General features: G+C 73.8%; 18 protein-coding genes. 14 read left to right on the top strand and 4 right to left on the bottom strand.

Going from position 1 to position 17,298, the window contains the following annotated elements; all coding sequences use genetic code 11:
* Positions 1 to 224 precede the first annotated feature (224 nt).
* Positions 225 to 1,088, bottom strand: coding sequence for a metallophosphoesterase (locus SY84_RS06950; protein WP_046843410.1), 864 nt, complete (start codon positions 1,086 to 1,088; stop codon positions 225 to 227).
* Between the two features lie 71 nt (positions 1,089 to 1,159).
* On the opposite strand from SY84_RS06950, the gene SY84_RS06955 reads away from it, so the two are divergent.
* Both SY84_RS06955 and SY84_RS06960 read left to right on the top strand, forming a co-directional pair.
* Entirely contained in the window at positions 1,160 to 1,435 is a 276-nt protein-coding gene (locus tag SY84_RS06955; protein WP_046843411.1) for a hypothetical protein, read from the top strand.
* A complete protein-coding gene (locus tag SY84_RS06960; RefSeq protein ID WP_046843412.1) occupies positions 1,432 to 2,241 on the top strand; it encodes a metallophosphoesterase in 810 nt (269 codons plus the stop codon). Before SY84_RS06955 ends, SY84_RS06960 begins: the two co-directional genes overlap by 4 nt.
* A gap of 174 nt (positions 2,242 to 2,415) precedes the next feature.
* Here the strand turns inward: SY84_RS06960 and SY84_RS06965 are convergent, their stop codons facing one another.
* Positions 2,416 to 3,606, bottom strand: coding sequence for a M24 family metallopeptidase (locus SY84_RS06965; RefSeq protein WP_046843413.1), 1,191 nt, complete (start codon positions 3,604 to 3,606; stop codon positions 2,416 to 2,418).
* Between the two features lie 28 nt (positions 3,607 to 3,634).
* On the opposite strand from SY84_RS06965, the gene SY84_RS16640 reads away from it, so the two are divergent.
* The 3 genes from SY84_RS16640 to SY84_RS06980 all read left to right on the top strand — a co-directional run bounded on the left by SY84_RS16640 (position 3,635) and on the right by SY84_RS06980 (position 7,477).
* The gene (locus tag SY84_RS16640; protein WP_046843414.1) at positions 3,635 to 4,759 is read left to right on the top strand and encodes a hypothetical protein; all 1,125 of its coding nucleotides are present in this window, start codon (positions 3,635 to 3,637) and stop codon (positions 4,757 to 4,759) included.
* Between the two features lie 157 nt (positions 4,760 to 4,916).
* Positions 4,917 to 6,782 (top strand): chorismate-binding protein, encoded by a 1,866-nt coding sequence (locus SY84_RS06975; protein ID WP_046845011.1) that lies wholly within the window; start codon positions 4,917 to 4,919, stop codon positions 6,780 to 6,782.
* Positions 6,767 to 7,477: an aminotransferase class IV gene (locus SY84_RS06980; protein WP_046843415.1), complete on the top strand. Its 711-nt coding sequence runs from the start codon at positions 6,767 to 6,769 to the stop codon at positions 7,475 to 7,477. Before SY84_RS06975 ends, SY84_RS06980 begins: the two co-directional genes overlap by 16 nt.
* 79 nt (positions 7,478 to 7,556) lie before the next feature.
* Here the strand turns inward: SY84_RS06980 and SY84_RS16715 are convergent, their stop codons facing one another.
* Together SY84_RS16715 and SY84_RS06985 are read right to left on the bottom strand one after the other, a co-directional pair.
* A complete protein-coding gene (locus tag SY84_RS16715) occupies positions 7,557 to 7,709 on the bottom strand; it encodes a hypothetical protein (protein WP_168927153.1) in 153 nt (50 codons plus the stop codon).
* Positions 7,710 to 7,743: 34 nt separating this feature from the next.
* A complete protein-coding gene (locus SY84_RS06985) occupies positions 7,744 to 8,211 on the bottom strand; it encodes a GNAT family N-acetyltransferase (protein ID WP_046843416.1) in 468 nt (155 codons plus the stop codon).
* 74 nt (positions 8,212 to 8,285) lie between these two features.
* Between SY84_RS06985 and SY84_RS06990 the strand changes: the two genes are divergently transcribed.
* From SY84_RS06990 to SY84_RS07030, 9 genes are all read left to right on the top strand, one after another.
* Entirely contained in the window at positions 8,286 to 8,918 is a 633-nt protein-coding gene (locus SY84_RS06990) for a hypothetical protein (RefSeq protein ID WP_046843417.1), read from the top strand.
* A gap of 97 nt (positions 8,919 to 9,015) precedes the next feature.
* Positions 9,016 to 10,551 carry a phytoene desaturase family protein gene (locus SY84_RS06995; RefSeq protein WP_046843418.1) on the top strand — a complete coding sequence of 512 codons (1,536 nt, stop codon included), beginning with the start codon at positions 9,016 to 9,018 and terminating at the stop codon, positions 10,549 to 10,551.
* Positions 10,552 to 10,553: 2 nt separating this feature from the next.
* On the top strand, positions 10,554 to 11,003 hold the full coding sequence (locus tag SY84_RS07000; RefSeq protein ID WP_245621424.1) for an NUDIX domain-containing protein: 450 nt from the start codon (positions 10,554 to 10,556) through the stop codon (positions 11,001 to 11,003).
* The gene (locus tag SY84_RS07005; protein ID WP_046843420.1) at positions 11,000 to 12,019 is read left to right on the top strand and encodes a carotenoid biosynthesis protein; all 1,020 of its coding nucleotides are present in this window, start codon (positions 11,000 to 11,002) and stop codon (positions 12,017 to 12,019) included. The genes SY84_RS07000 and SY84_RS07005 overlap by 4 nt, the downstream gene beginning before the upstream one ends.
* A complete protein-coding gene (locus tag SY84_RS07010) occupies positions 12,006 to 12,683 on the top strand; it encodes a lysophospholipid acyltransferase family protein (RefSeq protein ID WP_245621425.1) in 678 nt (225 codons plus the stop codon). Before SY84_RS07005 ends, SY84_RS07010 begins: the two co-directional genes overlap by 14 nt.
* A gap of 68 nt (positions 12,684 to 12,751) precedes the next feature.
* Positions 12,752 to 13,792 (top strand): glycosyltransferase, encoded by a 1,041-nt coding sequence (locus SY84_RS07015; RefSeq protein WP_157883064.1) that lies wholly within the window; start codon positions 12,752 to 12,754, stop codon positions 13,790 to 13,792.
* Positions 13,793 to 13,883: 91 nt separating this feature from the next.
* Entirely contained in the window at positions 13,884 to 14,600 is a 717-nt protein-coding gene (locus tag SY84_RS07020) for a hypothetical protein (protein ID WP_046843422.1), read from the top strand.
* 92 nt (positions 14,601 to 14,692) lie between these two features.
* Entirely contained in the window at positions 14,693 to 16,132 is a 1,440-nt protein-coding gene (locus SY84_RS07025) for a phytoene desaturase family protein (RefSeq protein ID WP_046843423.1), read from the top strand.
* Positions 16,120 to 17,298: a cytochrome P450 gene (locus SY84_RS07030; protein WP_046845013.1), complete on the top strand. Its 1,179-nt coding sequence runs from the start codon at positions 16,120 to 16,122 to the stop codon at positions 17,296 to 17,298. Before SY84_RS07025 ends, SY84_RS07030 begins: the two co-directional genes overlap by 13 nt.

The following is a 17,298-nucleotide window of genomic DNA, read 5'->3' on the forward strand; positions in this document are numbered from 1 at the left end:
CGGGTCTAAAGGTGGCCCGCATCATTTTCCGACCAAAGTGCATGGTTTGAGCGAAAACCGGCAACAAATGACAGCCGTTCATGTCATCTGCGCAATGGGCTCGCGTCACCGGGCGGCCGCAGTCACTCACCCGCGCAGTGGGGGCACGCGCCGGAGCGACGACTTGGAAGCGCTGCCATACACAAAATGGCGCGTCCTGCAAGCCCCCGCCGGACCCCGCGTGGTCAGGCGGGTGACAGCTGGAACAGCGCGATCTCCGGCTCACACAGGTTCCGCACGGGCAGCCCGCTCAGGCCCAGACCCCGACTCACGTACGCGGAGGTGTCGTGCGCGCCCGTCACCCAGCCCATCGCGTAGCGCTGCCCGAAAGCACTGGGAACCTGTAACGCACCCACCACCGGCAGCCGCACCTGTCCGCCGTGCGTGTGCCCACACAGCACCAGTCCCACCGGGCGTGGCAGCGCGGGCAGCAGGTCCGGGTTATGCGTGACGAGCAGCGTCGCCCGCGCGCCCGCCCCGGACAGCGCCGCCGCCGCATCCGGCTGCCCGAACCACAGGTCGTCCGTGCCGCCCACCCACAGGTCGGCGCGCAGGGACCGCCCCTCATCGCGCAGGACCGTCACGCCCGCGCCTGCCAGCTGCCCCGCGAAGCGTTCGCGGCGCGCCGCCCAGTCCGCCCGGACCGGGCCGTAATGACGGCTGGCGTACCGTCCGAAACTCCCGTAGTCGTGGTTGCCCCACACCGAGAACGTCCCCAGCGGCGCCCGCAGCCGCGCCAGCTGCCGCAGCAGCCCGGGCGGCATCTCGTTCAGCCGAGCGTCGAGCAGATCGCCCCCGAGCAGGACCACATCCGCGCGCAGGTCGTTCGCGGCGTCCACCCACGCCGCCACGCTGCCTTCCCCGATGAACAGACCGTGGTGCAGGTCCGTCAGGAACGCGGCGCGCAGCGGCGAGCGCAACCCCGGCAGGGCGCGGGCGTGGCGGGTCACGCCGAAGCGGTATCCCTGCGCCACGCCCGCCCCGCCACCCAGCGCCAGGGCGCCGCCCCCGCCCAGCAGGGACCGCAGGACCGCGCGCCTCGTGATCATGAAGCGCACCCTACACCGACGCCCCCGGCGCGGGTCGTCCGCCGGAAGGTGCAGGCGCTAGACTGCCCCGCATGAACGTGCCGCCTGAACTGCTGGTCATCGACGTGCTGGACGAGGACGCGGGCCTCGCTGACGTGGAGGACAGCCGGGGCCGCACCTACCAGCTGCCCGCCGAATGGCTCCCCGGGGCCACCGACGGCGCCGGGTACCGCGTGACCCTTGAAGGCGGCCACGTGACCTTCACGCCCGACGCGGACGCCGCGCGGCAGCTGCGTGAACGCAGTAAGCAGACCCTGCTGGACTTCAGTGACGAGCATGACGACAGCCCCGCCGGGGGTCGCGCTTGACCCGCCAGGTGCTGATCATCCCGGACCTGCACGGCCGGCCGGACCTGCTGCGCGCCGCGCTGCACCAGTACCCGGACGCCCACTACCTGTGCCTGGGCGACGCGATCGACCGCGGGCCGCGCTCCATGCCGGTCGTGGAGACCCTGATGGACCTGCACCGCGCCGGGCGCGCCACGCTGCTGATGGGCAACCACGAGCGCATGATGCAGGAGGGCGTGAAGTACTACCGCCAGTACCTCGGCACGCACGACCTCGGCGACTACCGCCGCGCCATGGAGGGCTTCCAGTGGTGGATGCGCGCCGGGGGCGAGACGGTCCGCGCCGAGCTGGGCAGCCTGACCCTGGAGAAATTCCCCCCGCTGCTCGAGGAGTACCTGGGCGTCCTGCGCCGCGTCGTGTACGTCACGGCCGACGGCGAGCTCCACGACCACCCGCCGGCGCACCCAAGCGTGCTCGTGTCGCACGCCGCGCCGCCCGTCAAGCACCCGCAGCACCCGAACCCGCTGTCGGCGGCGCTGTGGCTGCGGCCCTTCGAGGGGCCCTTCCCGCTGCCCGAGGGCGTCACGTACTCGGTGCACGGGCACACGCCCGTCCCGATCCCCTGCCGCCTGGGCCGCCACCTGTACCTGGACCTGGGGGCGTACGACACGGGTCGGCTGGCGATTGCCGAGGTGAACGTGCACGGCCTGCCGACCGTGACGGTCCTGTGCGGGCGCGGTGATCCCACGCGGGGCCGCAAGTACGCCCGCTTCGGCGAGCCGGTCCCGGTCCGCCCGGTGGACCTGCCCGGCGCGCCCCCCAGGTAATCACCGCCCCGCCAGGGCTCATACGGATTCCGTCTGTCGCGTTAACAGATCGGAACATCACCGATCGGTCAACTCCACGCCCGGAACCCGCTTCTCGCCTGCTTGCTCTGCTGCGCAGTTCTCCGAGTCTGCTCGGGTTGAACGTTTTTGCAAACATTTCAACCCGAGTCCATGTCACCCCAGGGTCTTCAGGTCGTCCTGCCGGTCGGACAACCACTGCGGTGGGCCGTCGCGGACGACCACGTCCTCCTCCAGCCCGATGAAGCCGTGCCCGGGCACCATCACGCCCAGTTCCAGGGTGTACACCTCGTCCTCGCGCACGGGTCCCTCGACGGTCTGCCCGTAGCGGGGCCAGCGCGGCCCGAGGAGGGTGCCGCCGTCGTGCGTGGCGCGGCCCAGGCCGTGGCCCAGCGCGTGCTGGTACTCGGGGTACCCAGCGGCGACCAGCGCGGCGCGGGCGGCGGCGTCCACCGCGTGGCCGGGCGTGCCGGGGCGCAGGGCGTCCGCCCCCGCCTGGATGGCCTGCCAGCAGGCGCGGAAGGCGGCCTGCACCTCCCCGGGCACCGGGGTGCCGTCGGGCAGGCGGTACACCCGCTGGATGTCCGAGCAGTACCCGTGGGCCAGGCGCACGCCGTAGTCGATGTGCAGCAGCGCGCCGGGGCGCAGGGCGTGGTCGCCGGGCGGCGCGTGCGAGGGTCGGCTGTCCGGGCCGATGTGTACGTTCGGGCAGGCGTCCCAGCCCCAGGAGGGCTCGGCGCCGTCGCGGCGGCACAGGCCGTGCAGGAACGCCGCGACGTCCCGCTCGGTCCAGCCGGGGCGGGCGGCGGCCGCCATCTCGCGCAGGTGCGCCTCGGCCAGATCCACCGCCCCCCGGATCGCGGCGTGTTCCCCGGGCGTCTTGACCGACCGGAGCTGCCCCAGCAGCGGCGCGGCGCTGTCCCACTCCAGCGCAGGCAGATCGTCACCGGAGGCCAGCCAGCCGCGCACCCGGCGTTCCAGGCCCGCCGTCAGGCCGTCGCACAGCGGGTCGTCCTCGCTGATGTTCAGCAGCACCCGCCGCGCGCCCAGGCGGGTCACCTCGGCGCGCAGCAGGGCGCGCAGGTCGGCGTCGTAGCCGTGCACGGTCCAGCCGGGCGGCACGGCGTCCGCGTCGAACCGGCCCACGATCGCCACCGCCTCGGTGCGGGTCAGCAGGAAGAGACTGTCCCAGGTGACGTCCACGCCCGCCACGAGCGTCAGGGCCGGTTCCGGGCGCACGCCGGACTCGCGCGCGGCGATCAGCCAGACCTCGCCGCTCCCGAGCAGGGCCTGCGCCTGCCGCCGCTTGCCGTCCTGAAGCGCGTTCACTGCCGTGTTGGGGGCCATGCGCCAGGATACCGGTAGCATGGGCGGCATGCCGGTTCTGTTCGTGCATGGCGTGGCCGTCCGCGAGGAGGGCGACCTGGGCTGGGAGGACCTGCACCGCGCGACGCAGGGCGTGGACTGGCCGGGCGTGCAGCGCCTGCTGCGCGAGCACGTGGCGCCTGGCCTGAACCCGGACGCGCCGGAGTCGGTGCATGTCGAGCGGGTGTACTGGGGGGACCTGGGCGCGCACTTCACGCAGGGCGGGCAGTTCCGCGCGGCGCGCGAGCGCGAGGTCGCCCCGGAAACCGACCCGCTGACGCTGGACGGGGACGCGCTGGGCGAGGCGCTGGAACGCCGCCTGCGCGCCGCGCACCCAGTCGCGGAGTGGCCGGGCGTGATCCGCGTGGCGTGGGGCGTGGCACGCGACGCGCGGGTGCGGGCGCTGCTGGCGGACCTGCCGCCCGCCGAACGCTGGGGCGTGCTGGACGCGGCGGTGCAGGCGCGCCTGCCCACCCCGGCGCGGCGACTGGAACCGCACCTGCCGCCCGGATTGATGCGGGCGCGGCGGCGGAACGTGAAGCGCACCATGCAGGAGGTCCGCCGCCCGCTGGAGGCGTTCGTGCCGCTGTTCATGGGCGACGTCCTGGCCTACCTGAACGGACGCGGCACGCCCGAGCACCCGGGGCCGATCCCGCAGCGGGTCCTGGCCGGGCTGCGCGCGGCGCACGCGGCCCGCACCCACTCGAGTGAGCCGCTGGTGGTCCTGACGCACTCGATGGGCGGGCAGCTGATCTTCGACGCGCTGCACGCGTTCCTGCCCGCCGATCCGGACGGCGCGGCGGTGCGGGTGGACTTCTGGTGCGCGTGCGGCAGTCAGGTGGGCGCGTTCCACGAGCTGGGCTTCACGCTGGGCGGCCCGCACCCCGATCCCCACGCGGGCGGGCGGCTGGGGTACTTCTGGAACGTGTGGGCGTACACGGACCTGCTGAGCTTCCGCGCCCAGGGCATCGCGCCCGGCGCGCACGACACGGCCTTCCCACTGTCCGGGCTGGTGCGGTCGGATCATCTGGCGTACCTGCACCAGCCGGACTTCTACCGCACCCTGGCGGCAAAGGTCGCGGTGCACGCGGGGCCGCCTGATCTGGGAGACCGCCCGCTCAAGCATTTGCCATAAAGGACGCACCTTTATGGCCGAGCGAAGCGAGTGAATTTTATCGAGCAGGACGGAGAATGGAAGCTTCAGGAGTCCGTCTTCCTGATGCTGGAATTCGGAGAACTGCTCTAGAATCCGGCGCGTGAACGCGAGCCCGACCCTCTCCCCTGCCCTGCCCATGCTCAGTCCGGCGGAGGTGCTGCGGCGGGTGCGCGCGGCGGGCCTGCCGGGCGTGGTGCTGCTGGAGTCGCTGGGGCCGGTCGTGGCGTACGGGGCGCGGTCGTTCCTGAGTGCCGCGCCCGTGCGGGTCACGCACGATCTGCCTGCGCGGCCTGCGGGCGACGCACTGTTCCCGGCGTGGCTGGGCGGCCTGAAGTACGAGGCGGCCCGGAGCTTCGGGCTGGCCGCTCACGCGCCCCGAGGCGAGGCGATGTGGTGGGGCGAGTACCCGTCGGGCCTCGTGTGGGACCGCGTGACGGGCACCCTGAGCGTGGTGGGCGAGCCGCATCTGGACTGGGCGGCGCTGCTGGGCGCGCCGCTGCCGCCGGAACCGACCCTGAGCGTGGGTGCGTTCGGCGCGGACGATGTGGATTACCCGGCGGGCGTGCGGGCTGTGCAGGAGCTGATCCGCGCGGGCGAGGTGTATCAGGTGAACCTCTCGCGCGGCGTGCAGGCGGCCGCGCAGGGCGACCCGCTGGCCGCGTACCTGCGCCTGCGGGAGGTGAACCCCAGTCCGTTCATGGCCTTCGCGGACCTGGGGGAGGAGGTCGTGGTGTCGTGCAGTCCGGAGCGGCTGGTCCGCTGGGCCGGGGACGACCTGAGTGCTCGGCCCATCGCCGGGACCCGCCGCCGCGGCGACACGCCCGCCGAGGACGCGGCGTTCGAAGCGGAACTGCGCGCCAGCCCGAAGGAGGTCGCGGAGCACACCATGCTGGTGGACCTCGTGCGGCACGACCTGGGCCGTGTGGCCGCGCCGGGCAGCGTGACCGTGCCGGACCTGATGCTCGTCGAGCGGTACAGCCACGTGATGCACCTCGTGTCCGAGGTCCAGGCCCGGGCGCGGGTCGGCGTGACGCTGCGGGACGTGCTGGCCGCCACCTTCCCCGGCGGGACGATCACCGGCGCGCCGAAGGAACGCGTGATGGAGGTCACCCGCGACCTGGAACCCGGCCCGCGCGGCTGGTATACCGGCGGGCTGGGCATCGTGAGCGGGCCGCTGGTGGACGTGAACATCCTGATCCGCACCGCGGCCTTCACCCGCACGGAGGCCGGCTGGACGGTGGAGGTCCGCGCGGGCGGCGGCACCGTCATCGACGCCGACCCCACCCGCGAGGCTCAGGAGACCGTACACAAGGCCCAGGCGCTCCTGAGCGTCCTGGCGGGCGTCCCGGGCCGCCCCGCGCAGCCGCCGCAACCCCCGGTGCCCGGCACGCCCTGGGCGCCACCGCCCGCCACGTCCCACACGGGCGCGCGGGTGCTGCTGCTGGACAACCGCGATTCGTTCACGTGGAACCTCGCGCACGACCTGCTCGCGCTGGGCGCACAGGTGGACATGCGCGGGCAGCACGAGCGCCTGGACGACCTGCTCGGCACGCTGCCCGACGCCGTGCTCATCGGCCCCGGCCCCGGCACGCCCGACACCAGCGGCGTCACCCTGGCCCTGACCCGCTCGTGCCTGGACCGGCGCATCCCGCTGCTGGGCGTGTGCCTGGGGCATCAGGCGCTCGGGCAGGTGCTCGGCGGGCGGGTGGAACGCGCACGTCCCGTCCACGGCCGCCCCGAGTACGCCCGGCACCGCGGCACCGACCTGTTCCAGGGTGTCCCTCAGGACGCGCCGTTCGGCCGCTACCACTCGCTGGTCGTGCGCGGCCTGCCCGCCGGGCTGGTCACCGCGACCAGCCAGGACGGCGAGGTCATGGCCCTGGCCGTCCCCGGGCAGCCCGCGTGGGGCGTGCAGTTCCACCCGGAAAGCGTCCTGAGTCCCGCCGGACGCACCCTGCTGGGCAACTGGCTGCGCCTGAGCCAGGAATGGCCGCAGCCGTGACAGAAATACCCGCCGCCTGGAACGACCCCGCGTGGCTGCACGGCGCGACCGCCTTCACCACCGTCCGCACCCGATACGGGCAGCCGCTGCTGTGGGCCGCGCACCTGAAGCGGCTGAGGGCCACCTGCGCGTTCCTGGGTCTCCCCCACCCGGACCCCGCTCCACCCCCGCTGGAGGCGCACCCCTGGGGCCTGCTGCGCGTCACCGTCACGCCCCACGGCACCCTGCACATGCACCGGCCCCTCACGCCCGGCCCACGCCCGGATCAGGGGGTCACGGTACGCGTCACCGACTTGCAGATCCACCCGCAGCTCGGCGCGCACAAGACCGGGAACTACCTCCCGTACCGCCTCGCCGCCACGCAGGCCCACCCGCACTTCGAAGGCTGGCTGCAGGACGCGCGCGGGCACGTCGTGGACGGCAGCCGCACCTCCCCGCTGCTGGAGATCGGCGGGGCCCTCGTCGTGCCCGAAGGGGGCCTCCCGTCCGTCACCCGCGCCGCGTACCTGATGGGCCGCACGCACGACACGCGGCCCATCCACACCCGCGACCTCGGCCACGTCACCCGCGCGTGGCTGTGCGGCAGCGGCACCGGTCTCGTCCCGATCCGCCGCATCGACGGCCACACGGACGACCTCCCTGTCCACTGGCCCGCGCCCGGCGATGCCGTCTTCGGCTGGCCGGAAGAGGTCTGAGGGTCGAACGGTCTGAAGGGCTAAGGGCTATCCAGTACGCACGCCTCAGACGTTCGACCCTTGGACCCTCGACCTCAATTCAGGTCGGGCAGCCCACCTGCGGGCCGACGCACCCGGCGTCCTCGCCCTCGCCGATGTCTTTCATGGCGCGGTTCACGCGGTCCTGGCGGCGAGCGGCGACGAACATCACGGCGAGCAGCGGCACGAACACACCCAGCATCATCAGACCCATGACTGCCTCCTGCCCGCAGCGTACGCCGGCCGCGTCAGGCGGGTGTGTCGGTCTGCACATCCCGGCTGAGGATCACGCCCTGCAACTCGTCGAGTTCGTACCCGCAGGCCTCGTAGAATGCCCGCGCCTCCTCACCGTCCACCGCGACCCACACGCTGCCGATGCCCTGCTCGCGCATCTGGGCGTGCAGGGCGTCCACCAGGGCGCGGCCCACGCCCCGCCGCCGCCAGGACCGGCGCACGCCGATCTCCTCGAACATCACGTCCAGCGGCTCGCCGTGACGGCGGCGGTGCACGTACGCCATCAGGAAGCCCACCGGGTTGCCGCCCGCGTCCTCGGCGTGCCAGTGCCAGACGCCCGGGTCGCTCAGGTACGCGTGGGCGGCATCCGGGGTCAGGGGTGGGCTGGGCGGCTCGCCCGTGAAGTCGGTCTCGTGCTGCGCGACCTGCACCAGGGCGGCGGCGTCATCCGGGTCCAGGCGGCGAACCGTGAAGGAGGTCATGATCCATCATGCACCTGCCGGGGGCGCGGTCACCTGAGGCAGCGCGGCACGCCTGTCGCCTCTAGCGTGGCGGCATGACCTGGCCTGAAGACACCATCCGCCCGACCGCCGCGCCCACGCCCCGCAAAGCCCCGAACCTCGCCGTAGGGTACCTGCTGAACGTGCTGCTGCCCGGCGCGGGCTTCACGTACATCGGGCTGGTGGGCTGGCACGTCGGCTGGATCGGCATCCTGCTGATGCTGAACCTGACGGGGGCGTTTCTGGTGGGCCTGACGACCGCTCCCGTGTTCGGGGTGCTGCCGCTGGTGGGTTTCGTGATCATGCTGGTGCACTTCGGGCAGGCGTACGCCCGGCGGGCCGCGCAGCACTTCCGCCCCGATCTGGAGGCCGGGGTGAAGATCGGCCTGATCGCCGGTCACGCGGTGCTGAACGTCGTTCTGGTGGGCCTCCTGGCGGCGGTGGTGCTTCCGGGCCTGCTGGGGGCGCGTGAGCGGGCCAGCGCAGCGGGTGAGCGGGCGGCAGCCATGTCGGCGTACACCATGGTGATCGCGGCGCAGTCGGGCGGCACGCTGCGCGACGGGCCGTGCCCGCTGGAGAACGTGGTGGGGGGCGACCGGATCGCCAGTTGCACCGTCTCGGGCGCGGCGACGAGCGATCCGCAGGTGACGGTGACGTTCACGAACGGGAAGACCGTGCAACTGCCCTGACCGTCTCTGCGGCGCGGCCCGTTCCCGGTGGGGGGCGGGCCGCTTCTGCGTGCGGGGTGACGCTCCGGGGGCGGGGTGGCGTGCGAGACTGCGCGGGATGCCGGATTTCGACGTGATCGTGATGGGCGCGGGCCACAACGCGCTGGTGACCGCCGCGTACGCCGCGAAGGCGGGCCTACGCGTGGGCGTGTTCGAGCGGCGGCACATCGTCGGCGGGGCCGTGAGCACCGAGGAACTCGTGCCGGGGTACCGTTTCGATTACGGCGGGAGCGCGCACATCCTGATCCGCATGACGCCCGTGGTGCGCGAACTGGAACTCACCCGGCACGGCCTGCATTACCTGGACGTGGACCCGATGTTCCACGCGTCGGACGGGGAGACGCCGTGGTTCATCCACCGCGACGCGAACCGCACCGCGCGGGAGCTCGACGCCCTGTTTCCCGGTCAGGGCGAGGCGTACACGAAATTCCTGGACGACTGGACGCCGTTCGCGCGCTCCGTGGCGGACCTGTTCAACTCCGCGCCGGGGCCACTGGACATGGGGAAGATGGTCGTGTCCAGCGGGAAGGGCAAGGACTGGATGGAGCAGCTGCCCCGCATCCTGCGCCCGTACGGGGACGTGGCGCGGGAGTACTTCACCGAGGAGCGGGTGCGCGCCCCGCTGGTGTGGATGGCCGCGCAGAGCGGACCGCCCCCCAGCGATCCCCTGAGCGCGCCTTTTCTGCTGTGGCACCCGCTGTACCACGAGGGCGGCGTGGCGCGGCCCAAGGGCGGCAGCGGCGGCCTGACGAAAGCCCTGAAGCGCGCCATCGAATCCGACGGCGGGCAGGTGTTCGTGAACGCGCCCGTGAAGGACATCCTCGTCAAGGACGGGAAGGCGCAGGGCGTCCGACTGGAGAATGGCGAGACGTACACCGCGCGGGCCGTCGTGTCCGGCGCGCACGTCCTCACCACGGCGGGCGCGCTGCCCGACGAGTACGTCCCGCCCGCCGCGCGGCAGGTGCGGGTCGGGAACGGCTTCGGGATGATCCTCCGCCTCGCCCTGAGCGAGAAGGTCAAGTACCGCAACCACACCGAACCCGACAGCCGCGTCGGCCTGGGCCTCCTGATCAGGAACGAGCAGCAGCTCATGAAGGGGTACGGCGAGTACCTCGCGGGCGAACCCACCAGTGACCCGCCACTGATCGCCATGAGCTTCAGCGCCGTGGACGACTCCCTGGCCCCTCCGGGCGGGGACGTGCTGTGGCTGTGGGCGCAGTACTACCCCTACGAACTCAGCAGCGGCTCCTGGGAAACCCGCACCGCCGAGGCGCGCGAGAACATCCTCAACGCCTTCGAGCACTACGCGCCCGGCACCCGCGACACCATCGTCGGGGAACTCGTCCAGACCCCGCAGTGGCTGGAGACGAACCTCGGCCTGCACCGCGGGAACGTCATGCACCTCGAGATGAGCTTCGATCAGATGTTCTCCTTCCGCCCGTGGATGAAAGCCAGCCAGTACCGCTGGCCCGGCGTGCAGGGCCTCTACCTCACGGGGGCCAGCACCCACCCCGGCGGCGGCATCATGGGCGCGTCCGGCCGCAACGCCGCGCAGGTTCTCGTGAAAGATCTGACGCGCCGGCGGTGGAAGTAGGCATGAGCCACGAGGGCTGGCTGCTGAGGACGCTCCGGGCGTGGCGATCACCGGCGCTCCGGCGCCGCATGGGGGCGGGCATCGCCGTCGTGGACGGCGGGGACGTCCTGCTCATCCGGCGGAGCGACACCGGGCGGTGGGACGTGCCGGGTGGCGGGGCGGACGCCAGGGAGTCGCCGGAGGACACGGCGCGGCGGGAACTGCGGGAGGAGACGGGCCTGACCGTGGGGGCACTGCGGGTCCTGGGCGTGTTCCCGCACCGGTACACGTACCCGGACGGGAAGGTGGTGGCGTGGGAGACGCACGTGTTCACGGCCGACTTTTCAGGTGGGGAGCCGCGCGCCTCGGATGACGCGGCACAGGTGCGCTGGTGGCCCCTGGCGGCCCTGCCGGATGACGTGTCAGAGGCGACCCGCGCGTACTTCGCGGCCCTACAGGCGGCGCAGGCGTGAGCTTCTCCCCCACCGTGTGGCGCGCTGGGCTGGGCTTCGCGGCGCTGGGTGTGGCGTTCCTGGGGGCGCTGCTGGTCCTGGCGGATCTGGCGGCGGGCTGGGCGCTGATTGGGCTGGGGCTGCCGCTGTCGGGCGTGCTGGCGCTGGCGGGGGACGCGCTGGGCCGCGACTTCGCGGGGGTGCTGGCGGCGCGGTTCGCGGGGCTGCTGGCGGTGACGCGCCCGTGGATGTGGTTCGTGGCGTTGTACGTGGCGCTGAAGATTCCGGTGCCGCTGTGGCCGGAGGGCTTCCCCGTGCTGGGGCTGGCGAGTACGGGCGCGCTGTTCGTGGCAGCGCTGCTGTTCGTGTGGGAGCGGGAGAACGCCTGGAAGGCGGGTGTCATGGCGCTGGTGGCGTTCGTGCTGGGCCTGGGCGTGGAGGTGCTGGGGAGCCGCACCGGGATTCCGTTCGGGCTGTACTCGTACGCGACCGCGCCGGGGCCGCTGCTGCTGGGCGTGCCGCTGATCGTGCCGCTGGGCTGGTTCGCGCTGACGCTGACCGCCACGAGCCTGTCGGGCGGGCGGCCCTGGCTGGCGGGGTTCCTGATGCTGCTGTGGGACGTGGGCCTGGAGCCGCTGATGACCGCGCAGCGTTACTGGCTCTGGAGTGATCCGCTGCCGCTGTGGGCGGGCGCGCCGGTGCAGAACTTCCTGGGCTGGTGGGGGGTGGGGTGGCTGATCTCGTGGGTGTTCACGGGCCTCGCCCCGCGCCTGTTCGGGCTGCGGCGGGAGGAGTGGGCGTGGGCGCTGCCGTGGCAGGCGCGGGACTTCCCGACCCACCGGGGGCCGAGCCTGAGTCTGCTGCCGGGCCGCGCGGCGCGGGGCGCGGATTTCCGCGTGGTGTACCCCATCGAGGCGTTCTTCCTGCCGGGCGGGCTGGTGCTGGTGGGCCGGTTCGCAGAGGCCGGGGTGACGCTGGCGGCGATGCTGGGGGGCCTGTGGCTGGCGCGGCGGGTGACGCGCTTTGACCGCCCCTGACAGCACGGCGCGGCACGCCTGGGCGACCGGGCTGCTGTCCCTGAGCATCCGCCGCAGCGTGCGCGGCGGGCTGGGCGGCGTGTGGGTGCGCGGCCCGCTGCCCGGCGGCGGGGCGGTACTGGCCCCGAACCATCACAGCTGGTGGGACGGGTACGTGCTGCGCGAGGTGGCCCTGGCGTGCGGGCAGCCGTTCAGCGTGCTGATGACGGGGCGGCAGCTGGCCCGCTTTCCGTTCCTGCGGCGGGTGGGGGCGCTGCGCGCGGACGAGGTGCGGGCCGGGGTGCGCCGCGCCCGCACGGGCTGGCTGGTGATCTTCCCGGAGGGCGAACTGCACCCGGCGGGGCCGCTGCGGGGCGTGCAGCCGGGCGCGGCGTGGATCGCGCGGCATGCCGGGGTGCCGCTGGTGCCGGTGGCGCTGCGGGTGGTGCTGCGCGGCGCGCAGTTCCCGGAAGGCTACGTGCGCGTCGGGCCGCCGGTCGCCGCCGCGGACCTGCCGGGTGCCCTGGCGGCGCTGCTGGCCGAACTGGACGCCGACCTGCTGGGCAGCGACCCGGAGGCCCCATTGGCCGGGTACCTGCGGCTGGTGCCGGGCCGCGCGAGCCGCTCGGACCGGGTGGACTGGCCGTCGCGGCTGCTGGCGTGGCTGACCGGGGACCGCGCGTGACGCGGCGCCGCATAAAAACGCCTGAACCGGGCTGGGCGCGGGCGTACCGCACGGTCACCGCCGTGTGGCTGCTCGGCAAGGCACTGACGCTGGCGGTGAACGCCGTGACCTTCCCGCGCCTGCGCCCGGCCCCCGTGCCGCCGGGGGGGCCGCGCGTGTCCATCCTGATTCCCGCGCGGAACGAGGCGGCGAACCTCCCCGTCACGCTGCCCGGTGTGCTCGCGCAGGGCGCGCACGAGGTCCTCGTGCTGGACGACCGCAGCGACGACGGCACGGGCGACGTCGCCCGCCATCTGGGCGCGCGCGTCATTCCCGGCGCGGCGCGGCCGGACGGCTGGCACGGCAAGCCGTGGGCGTGCCAGCAGCTGCTGCGGGCCGCGAGCGGCGACGTCCTGATCTTCACGGACGCGGACGTCACGTGGCATCCGGGCGCGCTGGGCGGCCTGCTGCGCGAACTGCACGCGTCGGGCGCGGACCTGCTGAGCGTGCAGCCGCGCCAGTCGAACGTCACGCCCGGCGAGCGGCTGCTCACGCCCCTCGTGGACGCGGCCGTGCTGTCGTACTTCCCGTTCCCGCTGCTGCGCATGACCCCGCCGCACCCGCTGGCGACCATCGCGAACGGGCAGGTCATGGCGTACCGCCGCGCCGCGCTGACCCGCGTGGGCGGGTACGCCGCCGTGCGGGATCAGGTGCTGGAGGACACCGTCATGGCGCGCAAGTTGGGTCAGCTGGGCCTGCGGGTCTCCACCGTGATGGGTCAGGGGTGCATCGGCGTGCGGATGTACCGCTCGTACCCGGACTCCGTGGCGGGCTTCGGGAAGAACGCGCTGCCCATCCACCTGAACTCGCGGGCGTTCATGCTGGCCAGCGTGGCGCTGCACGTCGCGGGGCACACGCTGCCGTGGCTGCTGCCCCTGCCGAACCGCAATGCGCTGCGCGCCGCGAGCCTGCTGGAACGGCTGGCCGTGAACCTCATCGCGGGCCGCCGCACGCCCGCCGATCTGGCCGAGGGGCTGCTGGGGCCGGTCACGCCGCTGCTGGCCCTGCCGGTCATGGCGCGCGCCCTGCGCCGCCGCGTGAGCTGGAAGGGCCGCGAGTACCGGCAATGACCGCCCCGGGCCACGACGGCCCCTCCCGTCCCTGAACGCCCGGCAGGCGAGGGTTCATGGGCCGCTCAGGGGCCGGGCGGAGGCTCGGGGCATGTCCCTGAACCGTGTCCGTCTGGCCGCTGGCCTCCTCCTGGCGTCGCTGCCGCTGGCGTCCGCTGCGGGCTTTACCGAGGCGTCGTTCGCGCAGGTGGGCGCGGACGTCTGGAAGCCGGTGCGCTTCTGGTGCGATGCACCGGGGCGGGTGCTGGCGCTGTCTGGCACGGGGGCCGGGGCGGGCACGCTGACGCAGTGGGTGGGCGCCGCGCGCTCGCAGGTGGCCGTGACGGTCGGTGCGGACAACGCGGGGGCGGGGCAGGTGTACACGCCGCTGACCTTCGCGGGAAGCAGCGCCCCGGCGCCGGGGTTCTTCGTGCACAGCAGCAACGTGGAGACCGTGCAGGACCCCGCGTACCGTCTGACGCACGTCAGCGAGTTCCGGGTGCCCGCCGGATCGTTCGCATGCCGGTACGTGCCTCAGGCGGCGGTGCTGGCCGCCACCGCGCGGCACAGCGTGATCGTGTGGGATTCGGGGGGGAAGGTCACATACGCCAGCCGCAACCGCGACGGCATGCCGGGCGTGACGATCACGGGCGGGACACGCACCACCCGGGACGGCCGGGCCGAGTACCGCTGGAACCGGGGCGGGTACGGGTACGTGCTGACCGTTGGGCTGGCCGGACACGCGGGCGGCGAGTTGCGCGTGGAGCGCGCCGGGCGGACGCTGAGCCGCGAGGCGCTGCTGGCGTACTCGGTCAGCACGCCCCGCTGAGCGGGTCTCGCATCTGACACTGTGCGCCGCTGGGGGTGCTCTATGCTCTGCCTCGTGACCCGTTCAACCCTCTGCCCGTCCGGGGCCCTGCCGTGAGACGCACGCCGCAGCATGTCGCGGTGATCGGCGCGGGCTTCGCGGGGTTGGCGGCGGCGCTGCGGCTGGCGCGGGCGGGCGCGCGGGTGACGGTGCTGGACGCCCTGGACGGCCCCGGCGGGAAGGCGGCGCTGGGCCTGACAGAGTTCTCCAGCGGGCCGACCGTGGTGACGATGCCGCAGGTGTTCCGCGCGCTGCACGCCCGCCTGGACCTGCCCGCGCCGGAGCTGAGCGCGGCGCGGCCCACCACGACGTACCACGCGCCGGGCGGGCGGCTGTTCGCACCTGAGGCGCTGCATGTGGCGGGCAGCCTGGAGCCGACGCTGGCGCAGCTCTCCCGCGCCGAGGGGCGGCGGTACGCGGCGCTGCTCGCGTCGTCCCGGCGGATGTACCTGGACGCGCAGGACACGTTCCTGTTCGCGCCGCCGCCCGGCCCGGCCCGGCTGGCGCGCTACGCGCTGACCCGGGGGCGGCGGGCCGCGCCGCTATCCCCCCTGCACCGATTCGTGCGGTCCGGGCCGTTCCTGACGCCGTTCTGGCTGCGGTTCGCCACGTACCTGGGCGCCGACCCGTACCGCGCGCCCGCCGTGCTGCACAACATCGCGTGGGTGGAACTCGGGTACGGCGTGTGGCACCTGCGCGGCGGCCTGCTGGATCTGGCCCGCACCCTGCACGCGCAGGCCGAGGCGCTGGGCGTGCGCTTCGAATTCGGCACGCGCGTCACCAGCCTCAGCGCGCACGGGGGCCTGATCCTGGGCGCACACACCAGTCAGGGCGCGTTCGCGGCCGACGCCTGGGTCAGCGCCGCCGACCGGGCGTTGACCCTCTCCTGGCTGGGCAGTGCGGAGAAACCCACCCCGCGCGGCGTGAGCGGCTTCGCGCTGCAACTCCAGCTCTCGGAGGACCAGGGGCAGGCGCACCACATCTTCTGGCCCGCCGAGTACGCCCGCGAGTGGCGCGACATCCGCGCCGGACGCCTTCCGCGCGACCCGACGCTGTACCTGCACCTGGACGGCACGCGGGCGTTCCTGCTCGTGAACGCCCCGCCCGACCCCGGCGTCACCGACCGCCCCGAGGAGTACGGCGCGTGGCTCCTGGCACGGGTGCAGGAGCGGCTGCGGGACACGCTGGGCGGCCCGCTGCCCGTCGCGGACTGGCGGGCCCTGTCCCCGGCGGAGTACGCCCGCACCGCGAAGGGCGGCGCGCTGTACGGCCGCGCCCCGCACGGCCTGACCGGCAGCCTCCGCCCCGGCTGGCAGCTGCCGCACGCACGGAACCTGGTGCAGGTGGGCGGCACGGTGCATCCCGGCGGCGGGGTACCCCTGAGCGTCCTGAGCGGCTGGAACGGCGCCGGGCAGCTGCTGGGCCTGACCTTCGACGACCTGGACGGCCGTCAGGTGCCGCAGGGAACGGAGGTGTGGCCATTCGGGCTCTGAGCACGCTGCCCGAACCGCCGACCCGTCCGGGGAACGGGCACCTGCAGGACTGGGCGCTGCGGCCGCTGCCGCTGATCGAGGAGGGCGCGGCGCGGGCGCGCGCGGCGGGTGGGGACGTGTTCCGGTTGCGGCTGGGCCTCCCGGCGGTGGTGGGGGTGGGGGCAGCGTGGAACCGGGCCGTGCTGACGGACCTGGGCACGTTCCGCAGTGCGGGGAGCCTGTCGCGGATCGTGCCGTACCTGTCGGGCGGGGTGATCCTGTCGGACGCGCCGGGGCACGCGGGGCGGCGTTCGCTGATGAATCCGGGCTTCGGGCGGGCGCACCTGCTGGCCTTGCAGGCGCGGACGCGGGCAGCCCTGCCGAGCGTGCCGGGCGGGGCGTTCGATGCGCTGGCCTGGGCGGACGGCGCGGTGCTGCGGCTGCTGAACGCCGCGTATTTCAGTGGGGAGTTCGATGAGGGCCTGCTGCACGCGTTCCTGGCGCCGCTGCGCCGACCGTTTCCGGTTCCGGCGGTGCCGCGTCCGCTGCTGTTCGCACGGGTGGACGCGGAGGTGCGCCGCCTCGCGCACGCCCGGCTCCGGGAGCACGGGCACGACGACCTGCTGGCGGTGCTGGCCCCCCTGCCGGGCGGGCTGGAGGAGGTGCGGGTGTCGCTGGCCGCCGCGCACGATACGACCACGCACGCGCTGGCGTACGCGATCTGGTTCCTGGCGCGGCACCCGCAGTGGCACGCGCCCACGCGCCACGCGGCGGTGCTGAAGGAGGTGTTGCGCCTGTACCCGCCGGGCTGGATGGGCAGCCGCCGCCTGAGCCGCGACCTGATCTGGGGGGGTGTGCGGCTGCCGCGCGGGGCGCTGGCACTGTACTCCCCGTACCTGTCCGGGCGGGACCCGGCGGTGTGGGACCGTCCCGACGAGTTCGATCCGGGCCGCTGGGCGGGCAAACCCCCGGCGTGGGCGTACCTGCCGTTCGGCGGTGGGGAGCGGCTGTGCCTGGGCATGCACCTCGCGCAGCTGCTCATTCACGACGCGCTGGCGGCGCTACCGCCTCTGCACGCGGTGCGGGGCGACGCGACGCCGCTGCCGGGATTGACCCTCGGGCCGCGTGGGCCGCTGATCGTGACCGCTGCGGGTGATGCCCGGTCAGTGGCCCCCGGTCCGCGTTAA

The organism is Deinococcus soli (ex Cha et al. 2016) (assembly GCF_001007995.1).
Taxonomy (GTDB): domain Bacteria; phylum Deinococcota; class Deinococci; order Deinococcales; family Deinococcaceae; genus Deinococcus; species Deinococcus soli.